This window comes from Kribbella soli (assembly GCF_004331345.1).
In the GTDB taxonomy this organism is placed as follows: Bacteria; Actinomycetota; Actinomycetes; order Propionibacteriales; family Kribbellaceae; genus Kribbella; species Kribbella soli.
Map to the genome: position 1 here is coordinate 331706 of NZ_SJJZ01000004.1, position 20458 is coordinate 352163.

At 68.6% G+C, this 20458-nt stretch carries 16 protein-coding genes; 8 read left to right on the forward strand and 8 right to left on the reverse strand.

Annotation, left to right across the window (positions count from 1 at the left end):
* The first annotated feature begins 75 nt into the window (after nucleotides 1–75).
* Both E0H45_RS32420 and E0H45_RS32425 read left to right on the forward strand, forming a co-directional pair.
* Nucleotides 76–837, forward strand: coding sequence for an MBL fold metallo-hydrolase (locus E0H45_RS32420; protein ID WP_131344516.1), 762 nt, complete (start codon nucleotides 76–78; stop codon nucleotides 835–837).
* A gap of 111 nt (nucleotides 838–948) precedes the next feature.
* The gene (locus E0H45_RS32425) at nucleotides 949–1419 is read left to right on the forward strand and encodes a lamin tail domain-containing protein (protein WP_202872637.1); all 471 of its coding nucleotides are present in this window, start codon (nucleotides 949–951) and stop codon (nucleotides 1417–1419) included.
* Between the two features lie 9 nt (nucleotides 1420–1428).
* On the opposite strand, the gene E0H45_RS32430 is transcribed toward E0H45_RS32425, so the two are convergent.
* Entirely contained in the window at nucleotides 1429–2286 is an 858-nt protein-coding gene (locus E0H45_RS32430) for an MOSC domain-containing protein (RefSeq protein ID WP_131344520.1), read from the reverse strand.
* Between the two features lie 56 nt (nucleotides 2287–2342).
* Here E0H45_RS32430 and E0H45_RS32435 point away from each other — a divergent pair, with 56 nt between their 5' ends.
* Nucleotides 2343–2861 carry a helix-turn-helix domain-containing protein gene (locus tag E0H45_RS32435; protein WP_165546676.1) on the forward strand — a complete coding sequence of 173 codons (519 nt, stop codon included), beginning with the start codon at nucleotides 2343–2345 and terminating at the stop codon, nucleotides 2859–2861.
* On the opposite strand, the gene E0H45_RS32440 is transcribed toward E0H45_RS32435, so the two are convergent.
* Together E0H45_RS32440 and E0H45_RS32445 are read right to left on the reverse strand one after the other, a co-directional pair.
* Entirely contained in the window at nucleotides 2824–3630 is an 807-nt protein-coding gene (locus tag E0H45_RS32440; protein ID WP_131344524.1) for a spermidine synthase, read from the reverse strand. The two genes, E0H45_RS32435 and E0H45_RS32440, sit on opposite strands and share 38 nt — an antisense overlap.
* A gap of 21 nt (nucleotides 3631–3651) precedes the next feature.
* Nucleotides 3652–4782 (reverse strand): glycerophosphodiester phosphodiesterase, encoded by a 1131-nt coding sequence (locus E0H45_RS32445; RefSeq protein ID WP_131344526.1) that lies wholly within the window; start codon nucleotides 4780–4782, stop codon nucleotides 3652–3654.
* 359 nt (nucleotides 4783–5141) lie between these two features.
* On the opposite strand from E0H45_RS32445, the gene E0H45_RS32450 reads away from it, so the two are divergent.
* The gene (locus E0H45_RS32450) at nucleotides 5142–6134 is read left to right on the forward strand and encodes a malate dehydrogenase (RefSeq protein WP_131344528.1); all 993 of its coding nucleotides are present in this window, start codon (nucleotides 5142–5144) and stop codon (nucleotides 6132–6134) included.
* Nucleotides 6135–6188: 54 nt separating this feature from the next.
* Here E0H45_RS32450 and E0H45_RS32455 read toward each other — a convergent pair whose 3' ends face one another.
* From E0H45_RS32455 to E0H45_RS32465, 3 genes are all read right to left on the reverse strand, one after another.
* Entirely contained in the window at nucleotides 6189–9404 is a 3216-nt protein-coding gene (locus E0H45_RS32455; RefSeq protein ID WP_131345889.1) for a S8 family serine peptidase, read from the reverse strand.
* Nucleotides 9405–9501: 97 nt separating this feature from the next.
* Nucleotides 9502–12663, reverse strand: coding sequence for a S8 family peptidase (locus E0H45_RS32460; RefSeq protein WP_238155458.1), 3162 nt, complete (start codon nucleotides 12661–12663; stop codon nucleotides 9502–9504).
* Between the two features lie 295 nt (nucleotides 12664–12958).
* Nucleotides 12959–13669 (reverse strand): transporter substrate-binding domain-containing protein, encoded by a 711-nt coding sequence (locus tag E0H45_RS32465; RefSeq protein ID WP_131344532.1) that lies wholly within the window; start codon nucleotides 13667–13669, stop codon nucleotides 12959–12961.
* A 152-nt stretch (nucleotides 13670–13821) separates the two neighbouring features.
* Here E0H45_RS32465 and E0H45_RS32470 point away from each other — a divergent pair, with 152 nt between their 5' ends.
* Nucleotides 13822–15084 carry a glycoside hydrolase family 18 protein gene (locus tag E0H45_RS32470; protein WP_131344534.1) on the forward strand — a complete coding sequence of 421 codons (1263 nt, stop codon included), beginning with the start codon at nucleotides 13822–13824 and terminating at the stop codon, nucleotides 15082–15084.
* Complete coding sequence (locus E0H45_RS32475; RefSeq protein ID WP_131344536.1) at nucleotides 15085–15717, forward strand: phosphotransferase; 633 nt, start codon at nucleotides 15085–15087, stop codon at nucleotides 15715–15717.
* An 82-nt stretch (nucleotides 15718–15799) separates the two neighbouring features.
* On the opposite strand, the gene E0H45_RS32480 is transcribed toward E0H45_RS32475, so the two are convergent.
* Nucleotides 15800–16729, reverse strand: a complete 930-nt coding sequence (locus E0H45_RS32480; protein WP_131344538.1) for a helix-turn-helix domain-containing protein — start codon at nucleotides 16727–16729, stop codon at nucleotides 15800–15802.
* A 72-nt stretch (nucleotides 16730–16801) separates the two neighbouring features.
* Here E0H45_RS32480 and E0H45_RS32485 point away from each other — a divergent pair, with 72 nt between their 5' ends.
* Nucleotides 16802–17113, forward strand: coding sequence for a cupin domain-containing protein (locus E0H45_RS32485; protein ID WP_131344540.1), 312 nt, complete (start codon nucleotides 16802–16804; stop codon nucleotides 17111–17113).
* A gap of 12 nt (nucleotides 17114–17125) precedes the next feature.
* Here the strand turns inward: E0H45_RS32485 and E0H45_RS32490 are convergent, their stop codons facing one another.
* Nucleotides 17126–18106 carry a pirin family protein gene (locus E0H45_RS32490; RefSeq protein ID WP_131344542.1) on the reverse strand — a complete coding sequence of 327 codons (981 nt, stop codon included), beginning with the start codon at nucleotides 18104–18106 and terminating at the stop codon, nucleotides 17126–17128.
* 168 nt (nucleotides 18107–18274) lie between these two features.
* Here E0H45_RS32490 and E0H45_RS32495 point away from each other — a divergent pair, with 168 nt between their 5' ends.
* Nucleotides 18275–20314, forward strand: coding sequence for a glycosyltransferase family 39 protein (locus E0H45_RS32495; protein WP_131344544.1), 2040 nt, complete (start codon nucleotides 18275–18277; stop codon nucleotides 20312–20314).
* The last annotated feature ends 144 nt before the right edge of the window (nucleotides 20315–20458 follow it).

Here is a 20458-nt window from a genome sequence, read left to right on the forward strand (position 1 = left end):
GTATGGCCCGATCTTCGGGAACTGTGACTCGCGGGCCAATGGTGAGACCGACCGCGAGGCCGGAGGATCGTGGTCATGAAGATCACGCACATCGGCGGCCCGACCGCCGTCCTGAATCTCGGCGGCCTCACGTTCCTGATCGACCCGGCGTTCGACGAGCCCCGCGACTACCAACTCCCGGGCCGGGTGATGACCAAGCTGACCGGCCCGGCGATCCCGGCCACGCAGCTCGGCCCGATCGACGTCGCGCTGGTCTCGCACGACGAGCACAAGGACAACCTCGACGACGCCGGCCGCGCACTGCTGCCGTCCATCCCGACCGTCCTCTCCACCCCCGGCGCTGCCGTCCGCATCCCCGGCGTCCGTGGGCTGAAGAACTGGGAGTCGATCGACCTGCCCCGGCCGGACGGCGGCGTGATCACGGTGACCGGCGTACCAGCGCTGCACGGCCCGGAAGGCGCCGAGGCGGTCGTCGGTTTCGTCACCGGATTCGTCCTGCAGGGCGAAGGCCTCCCGACCGTCTACGTCTCCGGTGACAACGCGTCACTCGGCCTGGTGAAGGAGATCGCCGACCGGTTCGCGCCGATCGACATCGCGGTCCTCTTCGCCGGAGCAGCGCGGACAGGTCTGCTCGACAACGCCAACCTCACCCTCACGTCGACGGACGCGGTCGAGGCCGCGCGAATCCTCGGCCAGGCGACGATCATCCCCGTCCACACGGAGGGCTGGACCCACTTCAGCGAGGGCCCGGAGCGGTTCATCGCTGCGTTCCGTGACGCCGGACTGGAGGACCGCGTCAGGTTGCTGGAGCACGGCGTCGCGACCAGCCTTGGTTGAGGGCTTGACGAGCACGGAGCGTGACGGATGGCGTGCGTGCGCCGGGGGGAACCGGCAGTTGCATTCATCGGGCCGGGGGGAATTCGGCCCACTGCCAAGGGGGACATTCCTTTGTTCGCACGACGCTTCCGCACGCTCTTTTCCGCTGCCACGGCCGCCGTGGTGCTGGCCGGTACGGCGGCGCTCGCGCCACTGCCGGCCGACGCGGCGATCACCGTCGTCCTGAGCGGCATCCAGTACGACCCGCCGGGCGCGGATGTCCGCACCAACGCTCAGCTGAACAACGAGTTCTTCACCGTGCGCAACATCAGTTCGCGGCCGATCAACCTGTCCGGCTTCCGTGTCCTGGACGCGGCCAACCACCTGTTCGTGTTCCCGCGCGGCTACGTGCTCCCGGGCCGGTCGACCGTCATCGTCCGCACCGGCAAGAACCGGAACCGCGCACTCACGCTCTACTGGAACCAGAGCTGGTACATCTGGAACAACACCGGCGACACCGCCCGCTTCCAGACCCCGGCCGGCAAGACGTTCGACACCTGCACCTACAAGGCAGTCACCGGCCGCTACCGAGTCGGCTGCTAGCGGCGGCTGCTAGCGGCGGTCCGGCGCGGGGTCGGCGCCGTCCGGGATCCATTCCTGGACGGTGATCTCGTCCCCCACCCGGATGTTGCCGGGGGCAAGTACTGCGCCCTTGACGCCGAAGCTCACCCCGCCGCCGTAGGCGGGTTCACGGCGGTACGTCGCCAGCGTCCGGGTCGGTTCCGGCCCGGACTTGGCGCCGGTCGCCTGATCCACGGTCGGCACCGCGCACCGGATCCCGCGCGCGGAGTACCCGATCTCGACCGCGCCGGCGGTCATCCGGAGCACCTTGTCCTCGGTGTGCGGCTCGGCCCACCCGGAGACGACCAGGTTCGGCCGGAAGCGGTTCATCGGGATCGCGTTGCCGCCGCGTTCGAGGATGCGGGCGTTGAGTCCGTCGAGTGACGCCTGCGACGTGATCATCAGCGCGTGCGCGTCGCCGTACCCGGTCAGCCCGCGATGCACGCCCCAGCCCGGCCGCTCATGCTCGGGCGTTACACGGACCAAGGCTGTCGGTGCACCGAGCCGCGCGGTGAACCACTCGTCCGCGGCCGGATCCTGCACGATGCCCTGCCCGAACCATTTCTCGAACAGGCTGACGTCACGCCGCTTCCCGTCGTACCGGATCTCGATCTCGAGGTCCGGGGCGCCGGGCGCCGACAGCCGGAGCGCGTCGCCGACGGGTTCGGCGCGCAGCGTGGCCATGGCGGGCAGCTTGCGCTGACTGAGGAACGACCCGTCCGGCTGGACCAGCATGAACAGCCGGTCGTGCAGCAGACCGGTCGGTCCGACCTCGGCGGACTCGACGGAGACCCCGGCGAGACCTTTCACCGGGTAGTAGGCCAGGGCGGCAACCTTTGCGACAGACACAGGCCCAGCCTAACCGGCCTTGCTCTGTTGAAACATGTTGAGTTATGTTTGAACACGTGGAGGATGTCGCAGCTTTCGCCGCCGCCTTGCAACGGGTACGTCGTCAGGCGGGTCTGAGCTACCGCCAATTGGCGGACCGCGCGCACTACTCGCATCCGCACCTGATCCGTGCGACCAGCGGTAAGCACCTCCCGACCTGGGAGGTGGCGGCCGCCTACCTCACCGGCTGTGGCGTCCCGGCGGATCTGCTGCCGGTCTGGCACCGGCGATGGCAGCAGGCGAGTCGCGACCCGCGCGACATCGTCGGCCTGCTGGAGAACGCGGACAGCCTCGAGGACCTGGGCACCGCCGTCGCGGCGCTCGCCCGGCCGCGATCCTTGCGAGCGCTGGAGCAGCAGACCGGGATCCCGCGAGCGACGATCCAGGCGTGGTTGCGCGGCACCCGGCTCCCCAGTGGCGATCGCCTCGACCACCTCGTCCGCACGATCGGTGCAACACCGGCCGAGCGCTCCGCGGTCGCCGAAGCCGTAGAACGCCTCAGCTCCGGAAGGCTGAGGCCGGCGCCCGCGGCGTGACATAGCCTTCCGCGTCGGTCAGCGGCGCCGCTTTCCCGGCGAGCTCCTGCAACGGCATCACGTCGTACGGCGGTTGCGCCCGCCTGCCCGCGTCCGTCAGGTCGGGTACGGGTTGCGGTGACGCCACCATGATGACGTTCCCGAATCCCTTGCCCCGCAGGATCTTCCGCTCCGCGAGGACGACGCCCGCGCCGACCACGTCTCGTACCGTCGCCGCCGTACGCCGGATGAACGGCAGGCCGGCCTTCCCGTCGATGAGGTTCGCGATCAGTACGCCGGTCGGTCGCAGCACGCGAGCGCACTCCGCGAAGAACTCGGCCGTCACCAGGTTCGCCGGCACCGCCTCGTGCTCGAAGGCGTCCAGGATCACCAGGTCCATCGAGTCGTCGTACAGCTCGGTGATGCCCGCGCGGCCGGTGACCGGGCGGACCTTGATCCCGGACCGCTTCGGCAACGGCAGCGCCTCGCGGACGAACTCGGTCAGGTCCTCGTCGGGTTCGAGCACGATCTGCCGCGACCGCGGTCGCGTCACGGCGACGTACCGCGGCAGGCTCAGCGCGGCGCCGCCGACGTGCGCCACCGCGACCGGCTGACGCCGTGGCGCGATCGCGTCCACGACGTCACCGATCCGGCGCATGTACTCGAACGACAGGTTCCCCGGGTCCGCCAGATCCACCTGCGACTGCGGCGATCCGTCGACCCGCAGCACGAACGTCCCGTCCGCCTGCGCCTCGACACTCGCCATCCCCGACCCGGTCCGCCGCTCCACTCGGTCATCTTTTCAGACGGCCTACCGCGCCTCGCGCTCCTCGGCCACCGCGACGTCGGTGTTGTCGGTGAACAGCCCGTCGATCCCGGCCTTGCGGTACGCCGCGATCTCGCCGAACAGGTTGCCCGAGTCCGCCGGCACCGCCGAGCTGTCGAACTCGGCCGGGAGGAAGGTGTTCTCCACCCGGAACGTGTACGGGTGCACAACGAGGCCGGCCCGGTGCGCGTCGGCGACCAGTGCGGTCGGCTTGCCGAGCTTGCCGGTCGCGTCGAGCGGGATCACCTGGTCCTTGCTCGGCCCGACACCATCGGCGTACGTCGCGACCTCGCGCAGCCCCTGAGCGCTCACGATGTCGGCGTACGTGCGCTTGTCACCCGAGACCACGAAGTCGTACGGCGCACCGCTCGAGCTGGTCAGCTGCACCAGCGGGACGCGGAGCTCCTTGTGCAGCGCCTTCAGGTTCGAGACCTCGAAGGACTGCACGAACACCTTGGCGCCCGGGCGGTTCAGGCCGTTGCGGTTCAGGGTCCGCACGAGCTCCGGCTCGAGCGCGAGACCCTGCTGGGCGAAGTACGTCGGGTGCTTGGTCTCCGGGTAGATCCCGATCGGCCGGCTGAGCTCCTTGGACAGGCGCTTGCTGAGGTCGATGACTTCCTGAAAGGTCGGGATCTGGTAGTGCCCGTTGAACACCGTGTTGTGCTGCCGGACCGCCGGGATCCGCTCGACCGCACGCAGCGTCTTCAGCTCGGCCAGCGTGAAGTCCTCGGTGAACCAGCCCGTCACCGCGACCCCGTCGAGCAGCTTGGTCTTCTTCCGGCCCGCGAACTCGGGGTGGTTCGCGACGTCCGTCGTACCGCCGATCTCCGGCTCGTGCCGAGCGACCAGCACCCGGTCCTTGGTGGAGACCAGGTCCGGCTCGATGAAGTCGGCGCCCATCCGGGCGGCCAGCTCGTACGACGCCAGCGTGTGCTCGGGCCGGTACCCGGACGCGCCACGGTGCCCGACGATCACGAAGTCGTCGTACGTGCTCGCCTGCCCGGACTGCACCGACTGCCCGGTCTGCACTGACGGCACGGTCTGCGGGACGAGCACCGACGCGGTCACGGCGAGCGCCGAGACGGCGACCGGCACCAGCCGGGCGGACAGCTTCATGAGGGTTCTCCTTACGGGTCAGGAACTGGAAGCAACCCTCGGGCACCGCTGCGGCGGACCGACGTACGCCGGATGACCGGTCGGTGAATGATCCATCGAGATGTGAGGTATTAGAGGGTGTCTGAGGGCCCTGCGCCGTAGCGAGGAGGTGCTCGGTGCGGTGCATCGGCGTGCGGGGGCGAAGGTCTCGATGCGGGAGCATCGTGGCCTTTGCACCCGTGCGGTGAGGTGCCGTGCCGAGTGCCCCGCAGTAGGCGCAGGGCCCTCAGACACCCTCTTACGTACTGCCCCAGCGTTGGGCTGAGACACCTGGCTTGCTAGCGTCCCAAGCACACAATCGGATGAGCTAGGAGCATGTCGTGAGCACTACACCGGTGAAGGTGGCCGTTACCGGGGCCGCAGGGAATATCGGTTACAGCCTGCTGTTCCGGATCGCGAGCGGGGCGCTGCTCGGGCCGGACACGCCGGTGGAGCTGCGGCTGCTGGAGATCACCCCGGCGCTGAAGGCGCTCGAGGGCGTCGTGATGGAGCTCGACGACAGCGCGTTCCCGACGCTCGCCGGGATCGAGATCGGCGACGACCCGAACGTCGTCTTCGACGGGGTCAACGTCGCGCTGCTGGTGGGCGCGCGGCCGCGGACCAAGGGGATGGAGCGCGGCGACCTGCTGGAGGCGAACGGCGCGATCTTCACCGTCCAGGGCAAGGCGCTGAACGACCACGCCGCCGACGACATCCGGATCACCGTCACCGGCAACCCGGCGAACACCAACGCGCTGATCGCGAAGAGCAACGCGCCGGACATCCCGGCCGAGCGGTTCTCGGCGCTGACCCGGCTGGACCACAACCGGGCGCTGGCGCAGCTGGCGAAGAAGACCGGCAGCCACGTCACCGACATCAAGAAGCTGACGATCTGGGGCAACCACTCCTCGACGCAGTACCCGGACATCTTCCACGCGGAGGTCGCCGGGAAGAACGCGGCCGAGCTCGTGAACGACCAGGCCTGGCTGGAGAACGACTTCCTCCCGACCACGCAGAAGCGCGGCGCCGCGATCATCGAGGCCCGCGGCACGTCGTCGGCGGCCTCCGCCGCGGCCGCCACCATCGACCACACCCGCGACTGGCTGAAGGGCACGGCCGAGGGTGACTGGGCCTCGATGGCGGTCGTCTCCGACGGTTCGTACGACGTCCCGGAGGGTCTGATCTCGTCGTTCCCGGTGACCACCAAGGACGGCAACTGGGAGATCGTCCAGGGCCTGGAGATCAACGAGTTCTCCCGGGGCAAGATCGACGCCTCGACCGCCGAGCTGGGCGAGGAGCGCGCCGCCGTCAAGGACCTCGGCCTGATCGGCTGACAACACCTGACAGAACGGCCCCCGGGATGTACTCCGGGGGCCGTTCTGCTGCTCTCACCGCAGGTTGTAGGCGGCGATCACGGTTTGCGTGGTGCTGTTCCCGGCCGCGTCCGTCGCGGTGGAGCGCAGCGACACGCTCTTACCGGCCGGCGTCGGGAAGATCGCCTTGCCGCCGGTGACCGGTGCCTGGCGCCAGGTCGCCCCGCCGTCGCCGGAGTACTCGATCTTCACCTTCGCCACCGCACCGCCCTTGACCTCGTACGGCACGACGGTGACCGGCTTGCGTTCCATCGTGTTGTTCCCGTCCAGCTCCGGCCGGAACGCGACGGTGTGGATCGGAACGCTCGTCTGGTCCGCCGACGACGTGAACGTCGCCTCCAGATCGACACGGGTCGAGAACGGCCACAGCGCCTGTGTGCCGGTCGTGACCAGCTTGTACGACGCCTTGCCGGCGGGCAGATCCGCGACGTCGACGTTGCCGAAGTACGGCGTGGACCCGAGCTCGGTCCCGTCGCGGTAGAGCTTCGTACTCGCCGACGTCCGGGTGATGGAGCCGACGTGCCCGTCCGCGTCGGTGAGGCCGTACAGCGCGATGTTCAGCGCATTCCCCGATCGGGTCGCGGCGTACACCGACGGCACGAACGTGGCCGCGTTCCACCGCTCCTGGTAGGACCGGCCGGCCTTGTACAGCACCGGCTTCCCCTCCAGGCTCCACTTCGGGAACGGGAAGTCCGCGCCGTCCGTGTCCTCCTCGGTCCGGCCGGACCAGCCGTACTGCGTGTCGTCGAGGTAGTACCGGATCGTCCGCGGTACGTCGACGCGGATGACGCGAGCCCAACCGCCACCACCGTCGGGCATCACCGGGTGCAGCATCTTGAACACCCGGGCATCCGCGGTCGCGTTGACCGTGCTGTCCACGGTCGCGAGGTCGGACTGCTTCACCTTCCGGTCGAATCCGGTGGGGAACTCGCCCGGGAAGTAGTTCGCGATCCCGTACAGGTACGGCGTGTTCGTGAACAACCCGTCCGCGCCCGGCACACCCCACTGCGACGTGACGTGCCCGGTCAGCTCGGCCGCGGACAGCCGCGGCCCGGCGCTGTACGTGTACATCGTCCCGGACAGGAACCCGCCCGCCGAGTACATGTACGTGCCGTCCTTGATCTTGCGATCGAAGCCGATGTCCGAGTTGGCCTGCTTCGCGTCGGCCTTGGGCACCGACGTGGTGACCGGCTTCGCCTTCCGCGCATCGAGGACAACGGTCTGGTCCGAGGTGAGCTTCACACTGGGCGCGGTCAGGATGAAGAAGATCCAGTCCTCCGGTCCGCGCTCGAACTCCTGGAACTGGTCGAGCATGTACTCGCCCTGCGGCAGCCGCAGCGTCACCGTCCCGGTCGCGTCCGGCGAGTACAGGTCGTGCTGATTGTTGTCGATGCCGGTCAGCGACATCGGGTAGTCCGGGTCCGGTGCACCGTCGGGCCGGATCAGCTTGACGGTCAGGTTGTACGTCGGACCTTCCTTGTCCACACCCACCGGTACGACGACCGTCTGGCCGCCCCCAGTCGCCGTGATCCGCCCGCTGTAAAGCCCGTCTGCGCCGCCGAGTGCGGTGTCCGACGTCGCCTGCACAGACGCCGTACCACCGGCCGGAACGGTCACCGAGTCGGCGCTCAGCTTCAGGGCGCCGGTCGGAGCCGCCGCACCGTCGGGACCGTTCAGCACCGACGTCAACGACAGCGTGACAGCCGCGTCACCCAGGTTGCGGAACGCCACGTCGCGCGTGACCGGCTGGTCGTCGGAGTGCGGGTACGTCGCCTTTCCGAACGACACGTTGCCGGACTCGGTGACCACGGTCTGCTTGATCGCCGTGGTCAGGTCGATCCGCCCGGCGCCCTGCTGGAACGACGTCTGGTCGGCCGCGACCTTCGCCGAACCCATCAACGCCGCCTTCACCTCGGCCGGCGTCCAGGACGGGTGCTCCTGCAGCAGGATCGCGGCAGCGCCGGCGGTATGCGGCGTCGCCATCGACGTACCGGAAAGCCGCAGGTACTTGTCGCCGACCGGTTCACCGATCGAGGAGTCCTTCGACTTCGCCGCCACGATGTCCGTGCCCGGCGCGGTCACGTCCGGCTTCAGCGCGCTGTCGCCGACCCGCGGCCCGCGGCTCGACGTCACGTTGAGCTGGTCCTGCTTGGTCACGTTGCCGACCGTCAGCGCCGCGTCCGCGCTGCCGGGCGAGCTGATCGTCCCGTCGCCCGGACCTTCGTTGCCGGCAGCAATGACAAACAAGACGCCGGACTGCGCGGTCAGCCGGTTCACGGCCTCCTCGATCGGGTCGAGTTCCGGTGTGTCCTGGCCGCCGATGCTGAGGTTGACGATCTTCGCCTTGACCTCGTTCGCGGCCCACTCCATCCCGGCCAGGATCGCGGACTCGTCGCAACCCCAGACCTCACAGATCTTGCCGTCGTAGATGCGCGCGTCCGGCGCCACGCCCTTGTAGCGCCCGTCCGACGCGGCACCGGTGCCGGCGATCGTCGACGCGACGTGCGTACCGTGGCCGACCAGGTCGTCCGCCGACTCCGTGGTGAAGTTCTTCTCCCCCGCGATCTGCGTCGCGAGGTCCGGATGGGTCGCGTCGACACCGGAGTCGAGCACCGCGACCGACACGCCCTTGCCGGTGTACCCGGCCTGCCATGCAACCGGTCCGCCGATCTGCGGCACCGACTGGTCCAGCAGCAACTTCCGCTTGCCGTCCAACCACAGCTTGCTGAACCCCGCCGAACTCATGAACGCCTTGGCATTGCTCTTGCTGACCTTCATCGCCGCGCCGCTGATCGACGGCAACTGCCGCGTGACCCGCGTTCCGGCCGGTACGGCGCGCTTCGCAGTGCCGGCGTACGTCGTCAGCACCGGGATGGTGCTCGTCGACGCGTCGTCGTACCCGTCCTTGACCAGCTCGGCGACGTCGAAGAGCCGACGGTCGATCCGTCCTTCTCCGACTGCCTTGTAGACGTCGGCCGGGATCACGTACGCGTGGTCCCGGATCCGGTAGGTGTTGAAGCCGACGTGCTCCCGGCCTGCGCCGGGCTCGACCGTCGCCTTGGTGACGTCGCCGCCGGCCAGCCGCACCCGGTCGCCGGTGATCAGCGTGACGCTGACGTCCTTGCCACCGGTCGCCGCTTTGGTTGCCGGCTCGGCGGACGGTGCCGCATCGGCCGGTGTCATCACCCCGACGGCAAGGCCCGCGACCGCCAGGACGGCGATCGCGGGCATTCCTCTGCGCGTAGATCTCGAGCTCACTGCCTCACCCCAAAAGTCGGTTGTCTGCGCACCACCTAGAACGCGGCAACCGGTCTCCGGGGTTGCGTCGTCAGCGCATCGCGTACGACCCGATGACAGTCAGGTCCGTGACGTTGCCGGCGCCGTCGACCAGGTGCGACCGCAGCGAGACGGACTTCCCGGCCGGCGTCTGGAAGATCGCCTTGTACCGGCCGTGCCCGATCGGCGCGACCGCGGCGTTCTTCCAGGTCTTACCGTCGTCGCCGGACACCTGGACCTTCAGCTTGCGGATCACCGGCAACTCCTGCCCGGCCTGCGGGGCCACCACAACCGGCAGCACAGTGACCGGCTTGCGCTCGGCCACGTTGTGAACGTCCACCGTGGGCTGGTAGCGGATACCCAGCAGCGGCAGCCTGGTCTCCTCGGACGTGGCCGCCGAACTGAAAGTCCACCGCAGATCGGTCCGGGTGGCGAACGGGCTCTTCGACTGCGCCTGCGTCGACTCCAGCGTGTACGTCGTCTTCGCCGCAGGCAGATCGGACGCCTCGACGTACCCGAAGAACGGCGACTCGGCCACGACCTTCCCGTCCTGGATCAGCTTGCTGGACTCCGAGTCAGTGGCGATGAACCCGCCGTTCCCGTCCGCGTCACCGAGGCCGTAGGCCGACAGGAGCAGGTTGTTCTCTACCCGGATCGCCGCGTCCGGCGCAATCGTGAACGCCGCCGCGTTGAACCGCTCGCCGTACGACTTGCCGGCCCGGTACTCCTTGTACGGCGAGATGAGCCGGCTGATCGTCTGCGGGAACGGGTCCTCCGGATCCGTGCTCGGGATGATCTCGTCGACCTCGGTCTGCCAGGTGGCCGGCTTGCCGTCGACGTACGCCGTCGTGGTGAGCGGCGCCTTGCCGTACATCAGCCCGACCGCCCAGCCGCCGTTCATCCCCGGCCCGTTGCCGAACACGACCCGTTCGTGCTCGCGGTCGCTGGTGGCGTTGACGGACTGCTGGAGTGTGGCCTGCTCCTTCGCCTTGACGGCCCGCACGAACCCGGTCGGGAACACGCCCGGGAACGTGTCGAGCTGACCGACGATGTACGGCGAGTTGTTGAACGACCCGTCGGCGTCCGGCTTCGCCCACTGCGACGAGACATGGCTGGTCAACTGCTCCGGCGGCAACACCGACGATCCCACCTGCGCGGAGTACATCGCCCCGAATCCGAACGACAGTTTGGAGTAGCTCAGACCGTACTGACCGTCCGGGGACGTCCGGTCGAACCCGACATCGGCGAGTGCGGCCTCCGCGCCGGCCTGCGGCACGGTCACCTTGACCGGCTTCGTCGTCCGCGCGTCGAACACCACCGTGGTGTCCTCGGTGAGCTTCACCGATGGCTGCAGCAGCCCGTAGCTGGCGAGGTCGCCGTTCGGCAACTCGACGTACTGGCTGCTCTGCACCAGGTACTCGCCCTTCAGCAGGCGCACCTTGAGCGTGTCAGTGCCGTCGCCCAGGAACTGGAAGAGGTTCCGGTCCAGCGCGCTCAGGGCGCCGTCGAACGGAGCCGGCTTGCCGTCCGCACCGATCGCCTTCAGGGTGAGGTTGTAGCTCTCCTTCTCCTTGTCCACGCCGATCGCCGACGTGACGCTGACGTCGCCCGCGGTCGCGGTGAGGCGGCCGGAGTACATGCCGTCCGGGCCGTCGTGCTTGGTGTTCGAGGTCGCCTGGACCGTGGCGGTGCCGCCGGCGGGAACGGTGACAGTGGTTGCGCTCAGCTTGAGCGCGTCAGCCGGAGCGGGGCTGCCGTCCGGGCCGTTCAACGACGCGGCCAGGTTGAGCGTGACGGGCTGGTCGCCGAGGTTGCGGTACGTCACGGTCTTGCTGACCGGGGCATCGTCGTCGTGCGGCCAGACCGCCGTACCGAACGAGACGTTGCCGGGCTCGGCGATCACTGTCTGTTTGATGCCCTTGGCAACATCCACCCGGCCGGCGCCCTGCTCGAACGCGGTCTGGTCCGCGGCCGGCTTGGCCGAACCCATCAGCGCGCCCTTGAGCTCGGCAGCCTTCCAGTTCGGGTGTTCCTGCGCAAGGATCGCGACCGATCCCACCACGTGCGGCGTCGCCATCGACGTACCGTCCAGGCGTAGGTAGTCGTCGCCGACCGGTTCGCCGATGATCGAGTCCTTCGCCTTCGCGGCGACGATCGACACACCCGGCGCGCTGATGTCAGGCTTCACGGCGCCGTCGCCGACGCGCGGACCGCGGCTGGAGAAGTCGGCCAGCTGGTTCTGCTTGTCGACCGCGCCGACGGTGAGCGCGGCGTCCGCGCTGCCCGGCGAGCCGATCGTCTGCTCACCCGGACCTTCGTTGCCGGCGGCAATCACGAACAGGGTGCCGGTCTGCGCGGTCAGCCGGTTCACTGCCTCCTCGAGCGGGTCGATCCCCGGGGTGTCGGTGCCGCCGAGACTCAGGTTGACGACCTTGGCCTTGACCTCGGTCGCGGCCCATTCCATCCCGGCCAGGATCGCGGAGTCCGGGCAGCTGCCGAAGTCGTCACAGACCTTGCCGTCGTACAGCCTGGCGTCCGGGGCCACGCCCTTGTACTTGCCGCTCGAGGCTGCCGCCGTACCGGCGATCGTCGAGGCGACGTGCGTGCCGTGACCGAAGTGGTCGCCGTCCGGGGCGTCGGTGAAGTTCTTGCCGCCGACCACCTGCGTGGCGAGGTCGGGGTGCGACTTGTCGATGCCGGTGTCGAGCACCGCGACCGGGATGCCCTTGCCGGTGTAGCCCGCCTGCCAGGCGGTCGGCGCGCCAATCTGCGGGACCGACTGGTCCAGCGTGACCTTGCGCTTGCCGTCGAGCCAGATCTTGTCGATACCGGCCCCGTCCAGGACCTTGGAGTCCTTCGTGACCTTCAGCGCTGCGCCGTTGATGACGGGCAGTTGGCGCGAGACGGTCGCTCCCGGTATCGCGGCGCGTTTCTGGGCTTTGCCGCTGTAGGTGACGATCAGCGGCAGCGTTTCGTCGTACCCGTCCTTGATGAGGGCGGTCACGTCGAACAGGCGGCTGTCGAGCTTCCCGCCCGCCAGGCGGGCGCTGACGTCGGACGGTACGACGTACAGGTGATCCTTCACGCGATACGAGCTGAACGCGACGTCGGTCCGGCCGTTGCCGGGCCGGATCGTGGCGCGGGCGGGGTCGCCGCCCCGCAGGGTGACCCGGTCGCCGGTGATCAGCGTGACGCTCTGGTCTTTCCCCTTCACGGAGGCTGGGCGGTCGGTTGGTGTTTGGGGGCCGGCTATTGCTTGGCCCGGGGCAGCGAGCCCGAAGGCAGCGATCAAGGCGACGGCGGCAACGCCGAGGCGCCTCGATCGTGGTGTGGATACCACGATGAGTCCCTCCCGATCGGTTGTCCTCACAGCGGGCCGCACTAGACCACTCACAGAGCGGAGTCGTACGGCCACTCACCGATAGATGTCCGGACTCTATCGAATGGTTGCCAGAACCACCTGCCACGGCAGGTTGTTGCCTCGTCACTACCCGTAAGGGCAGGTGGGATCAGGCGGGCGGTGCAACCGTGGCGTCGGCCTGACCGGAGGCGGCCAGCGACGCGGCGATGAAGCCCGAGGACTTCAGGTCCTCGATCAGGTCGTGCAGGTAGGCGACCGTGTCCGGGTGCTTCGACTTCGCGGTGCCGACGGCCTGCTGGATCTGCATGAACCGCTCGTCGATCAGACGCAGCTCCGGGTGCTCGGCGACGTACCGGGTGATCGGCTGACGGATGCCGGCCGCTACCTCGAGACCCTCGTCGCGGAACACGTCGACGCCCTCCGCCCCGCGGACAACCGTTGCCTGCTGCAACGTCCTGGTCAGGTAGAGGTCGTACGCCGACCCCTGCTTCACCCCGATCCGCACACCCGGCGCATCCACCTCGGCGACCGTCGTCAGCCCGGAATCCCGCGGTACGGCGAACACGCCCTCGATCACGACGTACGGCGCTGTGAACGCCACCTCGGTCGCCCGCGCCGGGTCGATCGCGAGAAAACACAGATCCGCCTGCCCGGTCGTCATCGCCTCGAACGACTTCCGCGCCGCATCGAAACACACCAACTCCAACTCCACCCCCAACCGCCGCGCCAGCTCCCGCGCAATATCAACAGTTACCCCACCCGGCGCCTCCACGGTCCCCTGCGCCAACACCGGATTCCCCAGATTGATCGAGGCCCGCAAAACCCCACCCGACGCAAGCTCCGCACCAACAGTCGTCATACCACCGACCCTATCCACGCCCTCCGCCGCGACCAGCAAACGATTGACGAATCCCGTCAGTCGGATCGTGGTGATTGTAGTTTTTGCAGAGACATTGCGTAAGTCGGGCGGTGGTCCTACTGTGTGCGCAGGAACCGTCCGATGGGGGTGTTATGAGGCGTCGGAGTGTGGGGCTGCTGATGGCGGCTGCGATGGTCGTGCCAACGACTGCCGCCGTACCTGCCGAAGCGCACGGCAGCACCAAACGAGTGGTGGGGTACTACACCAACTGGAGTGGGTACGGCCGGAACTTTCTGGTCAGCGATCTGGTGAAGAACGGGTCCGCGGCCCGGCTGACCCAGATCAACTACGCGTTCGGCTTCGTCGACGCCCAGGGGAACTGCCTGAGCAGCGACCCGTGGGCCGACTACCAGCGACCGTTCACCGCCGAGCAGAGCGTCAACGGCAAGGCCGACGAGCCCGGACAGGTGCTCAACGGCAATCTCAATCAGCTCAAGCAACTGAAGCAGAAGTACCCGAAGCTCCGGATCAGCATCTCGCTCGGCGGCTGGACCGGCTCGGCGCACTTCTCCGACGCGGCGCTCTCGCCGGCCTCGCGGGCCGCGCACGTGAAGTCGTGCCTGGACCTCTGGCTCAAGGGCAACCTGCCCGGCCTTCCCGCCGGCGCCGCGAAAGGCATCTTCACCGGCATCGACCTGGACTGGGAATGGCCTGCCAGCGAAGGCAATCCGGGCAACGTGATCCGGCCGGAGGACAAGCAGAACTTCACCGCGCTGGTGCACGAGTACCGCAAGCAACTCGACCGGTTGCCGGGCAGGCACGACCTGACTGCGTTCCTGCCTGCGAACCCGGCGATGATCGACCGCGGCTTCGAGGTCCGTCAACTGTTCAAGGACCTGACGTTCGGTACGACGCAGGGGTACGACTACCACGGTCCGTGGGAGACACTCACCAACCAGCAGTCCGCGATCGACGGACCGGCAGGCGATCCGACGACACCGGAGTTCAGCTCACAGGTGACGATCGACGCCTACCTGGCCCGTGGCGCACCGCGGAGCAAGCTGGTGATGGGCGTGCCGTTCTACTCGCACGGCTGGACCGGCGTGACGAACCAGAACCACGGCCTCTTCCAGCCGTCGACCGGTCCGGCGCCCTCGACGTTCGACGCCGGCACCGAGGACTACCGCTATCTGAAGGCACAGTTGGCGAACTACACGGTCTACCGCGACAACCGCGCCGGGTTCGCGTGGCTCTTCGACGGTACGACGTTCTGGACCTGGGACGACCCGGTCGAGATGAAACGCAAAGCGCAGTACATCTCGCACCGCGATCTGGGCGGCGCGATGATCTGGTCGCTCGACGGTGACACGACAAATGGGGAGCTGATCTCGGCACTGCACCGTAACCTTCGGTGAGTGGATCTGAATCTTCTCCAGGATCGGTTCGGCGCTGACGGCGCCGAACCGATCTCGGTCGGCCACTCCGACGCGACCGTGGTCCGGCTCGACCGCGGCCCGGAACGCCTGTACTACAAGGCAGGTCAAGGCGTCGGCGTCGAAGCCGAGCGACTGGCGTGGCTGTCCGGCACCGGTTTCCCCTGCCCGCGCATCGTTGACCAGGGCAACAACTGGCTGCTGACCACGGAGCTGTCCGGCCGCGACGCGTCCCAACCATGGCCGGCGCGCGACCGTCCCGCCGTACTCGCGGCGATCGCCGCAGGTCTGCGGGCGCTCGACGAGCTCACCGACTGCCCGTTCGTCTCACCCTTCCCGGGAGCCGGCACCGCCGTGACACACGGGGACTACGCAGCACCCAATGTCTTCATCGATCCGACGGCACTGCGTTTCACCGGCGTCCTGGATCTCAGCCGACTCGGGACCGGCGACCGGTACGTCGACCTCTCGTTGATGTTCAAGAGCCTGCGCGGCACACTCAACCCGCAGTACGGCGGACCGCCCGCGGCGCGACGCTTCGTCGAGCTGTACGGCGGGGATCCGGACGACCCGCGTATCGAGCACTACATCACGCTCGACGACACCGGCGACTAGGTCCTGTCTGGTGATCCAGCGCCGTAGCGGCGAGGTGCCGTGCCGAGTGCCGCACAGTAGGCGATGGATCACCAGACAGGGCCTACCTGCCCTGATACGCGCGGCGGTAGGCGCTCGGGGTGGTGTGGAGTGCGGCGCGGAACCTTCTGCGCAGATTGGTCGCGGACGAGAGGCCGACCCGGGTGGCGATCGCGTCGACGGAAAGTTCCGTTTCCTCCAGCAGAACACGTGTTCTGGCGATCCGCTGGGCCAGCAACCACTGCCCCGGCGCAGCACCCAACTGCTGCTCGAAGCGCCGCGCCAGCGTCCGCGGCGAGAGGTTCACCCGCCGAGCGAGGTCGTCGACCGTGATCGGCTCGCCCAGGCGTTCAACAGCCCAGTCGAGCAAGCCTCCCAGCGACTCACCGCCGTCCTTCGGCCCTGGCTCCTTCGAGCGGTACTGCGCCTGACCACCTTCACGATGCGGCGGCATCACCATCCGCCCGGCAACCCAGGCGGCGTACGACGCCCCGTGATCGCGGCGCACCAGATGCAGACACAGATCGATCCCGGTCCCCGACCCGCCACTCGTCGCCACATCGCCGTGGTCGACGTACAGCACGTCCGGATCCACCTGGACCGCGGGGAATCGGCGCTGCAGTTCGTCGGCGTACCGCCAATGCGTCGCGACCCGGCGCCCGTCGAGTAGCCCGGTCGCGGCCAGCAGGTACGCACCCGAGCAGATGCTGACGAGCCGCGCTCCGCGTCGATGGGCTCGAGTCAGCGCGCGCAGGACCGCAGAGGTCGGCTCGCGGTTGATCGGCAGCCAACCCGGTACGACGATCGTGCCGGCGCTGTCGAGCGCGCGCAGACCGGACGTCACCACCATGTCGAAACCCTCGGTGGTGCGGAGGTTTCCGGGGTGTTCGGTGCAGACGCTGAAGCGGTACGGCGGATCGCGGAAGACCGCCGCCGCACACCCGAGCTCGAAGCTCGCCTGCGGCGCGGCCACCAGTGCGACGACGCGATGCATGGCAGAAAAGTACCGGATCGGGACTTTCCTGACACTGGGTCTCGGTCCGTGGACGGCGCGAGGATCGGACGTATGGAGAACTACGAATGGGCGTCGGTCGACGACGCACCGGTCCGCGAACTGTTTCCCGGCATCAGATTGCGGCCCCTGTGGTCCGGAGCAGTCGCCAAGGCGTTCGTGCTGCAGATGGATCCGGGATCGAGCTGGAAAGGCATCGACGTCCACGATCCGGGGCCTGAGGAGGTGTTCGTCGTGGACGGGGTGTTCAACGACGGTGAACGCGACTACCCGGCCGGATCATTCATCCACGCTCCGGCCGGGTCGTCCCACGTTCCACAGTCCACCCAGGGCTGCACGCTGTTCTTGTTCTACCCCGAGGGCTAGTCGGTCCTGCGGTTAGTCGGTACTGCGCAGCTCGGTCGGGGCGCCGTGGACCGCGGGGATGCTGCCGAGCTTGCCGGCCTGGAAGTCCTCGAAGGCCTGGATGACCTCGGCGCGGGTGTTCATCACGAACGGACCGGCCATCGCGATCGGTTCACGGATCGGGCGGCCGCCGATCACGAGGACGTCGAGGTTCGGCTCCGCCTGCGGCTGCGTCGTGCTCGCCGCCGTACGGATCGTGTCGCCGGGACCGAAGACGGCCAGCTGCCCCTTGCGGATCGGGCGCCGCTCGGAGCCGACGGTGCCCTGACCGGCCAGCACGTACACGAGGGCGTTGTAGTCCGGCTGCCACGGGAGCACCATCTCCGCGCCGGGGCTGACCGTCGCGTGGACCAGCGTGATCGGGGTGTGGGTGGAACCGGGGCCGTTGTGGCCGTCGACCGAGCCGGCGATCACGCGGATCAGTGAACCGCCGTCCGGCGTCGAGAGCAGGGCGGCGTCGCCGCCGCGGATGTCCTGGTAGCGCGGCGGCGCCCACTTGAGCGTCTTGGGCAGGTTCACCCAGAGCTGGATGCCGTGGAACAGGCCGCCGCTCATCACCAGGTGCTCCGGCGGGGTCTCGATGTGCAGCAGCCCGCTGCCCGCGGTCATCCACTGGGTGTCGCCGTTGGAGATCACGCCGCCGCCACCGTTGGAGTCCTGGTGCTCCATGATCCCGTCGAGCATGTAAGTGACGGTCTCGAAACCGCGGTGCGGGTGCCACGGGGTGCCCTTCGGCTCGCCCGGCGCGTACTCGACCTCACCCATCTGGTCCATGTGGATGAACGGGTCCAGGTCGCGGAGGTCGACGCCCGCGAAGGCCCGCCGTACCGGAAAGCCCTCGCCCTCGTAGCCGCTCGGCGCGGACGTCACCGACTTCACCGAACGCTCATTGGCCGAGTCCTGCGGGCTGACGCGGGGCAGGACGGTGATGTCGCTGACTGTCACGGCGGGCATGGCATGCTCCTCGCTGATTGATAGTTCAAGAATAAACTACCCCTTCGAACCATGGCAAGAGCGAACGCATTCCCGGCTCACAGGAACCTTCCAGGCAACGTCCAGGGTGGCCGGAGGCCCGGTTGGCACCGTCGTCAGTGGAAGCCGTACGCCGAACTGGAGACGATCATGACGACGCTGCTCGACCGACCTGTTGTGCAGGAACCGCCTGCCGAACCCCCGGTCCGACCACCCGGGAGACTGCGCCGGCTTGCGCGTGGGCCCGCTGAGCAGGCGGCGTACGTCCGGCCGGCGGCGCTGGCGATGCTGGTGGGTACGGCGTTCCTGTACCTGTGGAACCTGACCGCCTCGGGGTACGGGAACAGTTTCTACGCCGCCGCGGAGCTGGCCGGGACGCAGAGCTGGAAGGCGTGGCTGTTCGGGTCGCTCGACGCGGGGAACGCGATCACGGTGGACAAGCCGCCGGGCGCGCTGTGGGTGGCGACCGCGTTCGCGCGGCTGTTCGGGTTCAACAGCTTCACTGTGCTGGCACCGCAGGCGTTCATGGGGATCGCGGCGGTCGGGGTGCTGTACCTGACCGTGAAGCGCGTCGTCGGTCCGGTCGCGGGGCTGATCGCGGGTAGTGCGCTGGCGTTGACGCCGGTCGCCGTACTGATGTTCCGGTTCAACAACCCGGATGCGTTCCTCGTGCTGCTGATGGTGGCTGCGGCGTACTTCGTCGTACGGTCGCTGGAGAAGGCGTCGGCGCGGTGGCTCGCGCTGGCCGGGGTGGCGATCGGGTTCGCGTTCCTGACCAAGATGGGGCAGGCGTTGCTGGTGCTGCCGGCCTTCACGCTGGTGTACCTGATCGCGGCGCCGACGCCGTTCCGCCGGCGGCTGCTGCATCTGATCGGCGCGCTCGGTGCGCTGATCGTGAGTGCCGGCTGGTACGTCGCGCTGGTCGAACTGTGGCCCGCGTCGAGCCGTCCCTACATCGGTGGGTCGACCAACAACTCGCTGCTCGAACTTGCCCTTGGCTACAACGGGCTCGGGCGGCTGCTGGGCGGTTCGGGCAACGGCGGCGGTGGCGGTGGCGGTGGCGGCAGCACGAACACCGGGTTCGGCGGAAGCACCGGGATCACCCGGATGTTCGGTTCCGCGTTCGGCACCGAGATCTCCTGGTTGTTGCCTGCGGCATTGATCGCGCTGGTCGGTGGGTTGTGGCTGACGCGGCGCGCACCGCGGACCGACCTGGTCCGGGCCGGGCTGGTGTTGTGGGGCGGTTGGCTGCTCGTGACCGCGGGCGTCTTCAGCTTCATGAGCGGGACGATCCACCCGTACTACGCCGTCGCGCTCGCCCCGGCCATCGGCGGGCTGGTGGGAATGGGCATCTCCATCGCCTGGAAGCAGCGGGCTGCGCTGACGGCGCGGATCACGCTGGCCGCGATGGTGCTGGCGACGAGCGTTTGGGACTACGTGCTGCTTGGTCGTACGTCGGACTTCGTGCCGTGGGCGAAGTACGTCGTACTCGCGGCCGGTGCAATCGCCGCCCTCCTGCTGCTGGCCGGGCGTCGACTCCGGCGGGCACTGCCTGCTGTTGTCCTGGCGGTTGTGGTTTCGCTCGGGCTGGGAAGCACGGCGTACGCGGCGGCCACGGCGTCGCAGACGCACAACGGTTCGATCCCGACGTCGGGTCCGAGCAGCAGCGCGATGGGCGGCGGCGGAGGTGGCGGCGGCGGCACCCGCGGAGCCGGCGGCCCCGGCGGCACAGGCGCCCCCACCGGCACTCCCCCAAGCGGGATCACCGGATCGACCAGCTCGACTGGCGCTGGGGCGGGCGGGGCGTCGGAGTCGGGTGGGAGTTCAGGGGATGGTGGGATGGGCGGCGACGCCTCCGCCAGTAGTGAACTGACGGCTCTGCTGTCGAAGACCACCACGACCTGGGCCGCCGCAACCAGCGGCTCCCAGTCGGCGGCCTCGCTCGAGCTCGCGACCGGCAAGTCCGTCATCGCCATCGGCGGCTTCAGCGGCACCGACGACGCACCCACGCTCGCCCAGTTCAAGCAATGGGTGGCCGAAGGCAAGATCTCGTACTACATCGCCGGCGGCCAGGGCGGTGGCGGCGGTGGCCAGAGCACCTCCGCCGCCAGCGAGATCCAGTCCTGGGTCGAGTCGAACTACACGGCGACCACCGTCGGCAGCACCACCGTCTACAAACTGACGAGCTGACCCGATCGCCCAGCCCATCACAATTGCCCGCCTCGGCCGGGCGGCCCGCGTGGCCGCCCGGCCGACCACCATTTGTGATGGCCTGGCGATCCGGACCCCAGCCACTCACCAACCCACCCCGACCCGCCTCGCTCGGCCGGCTCC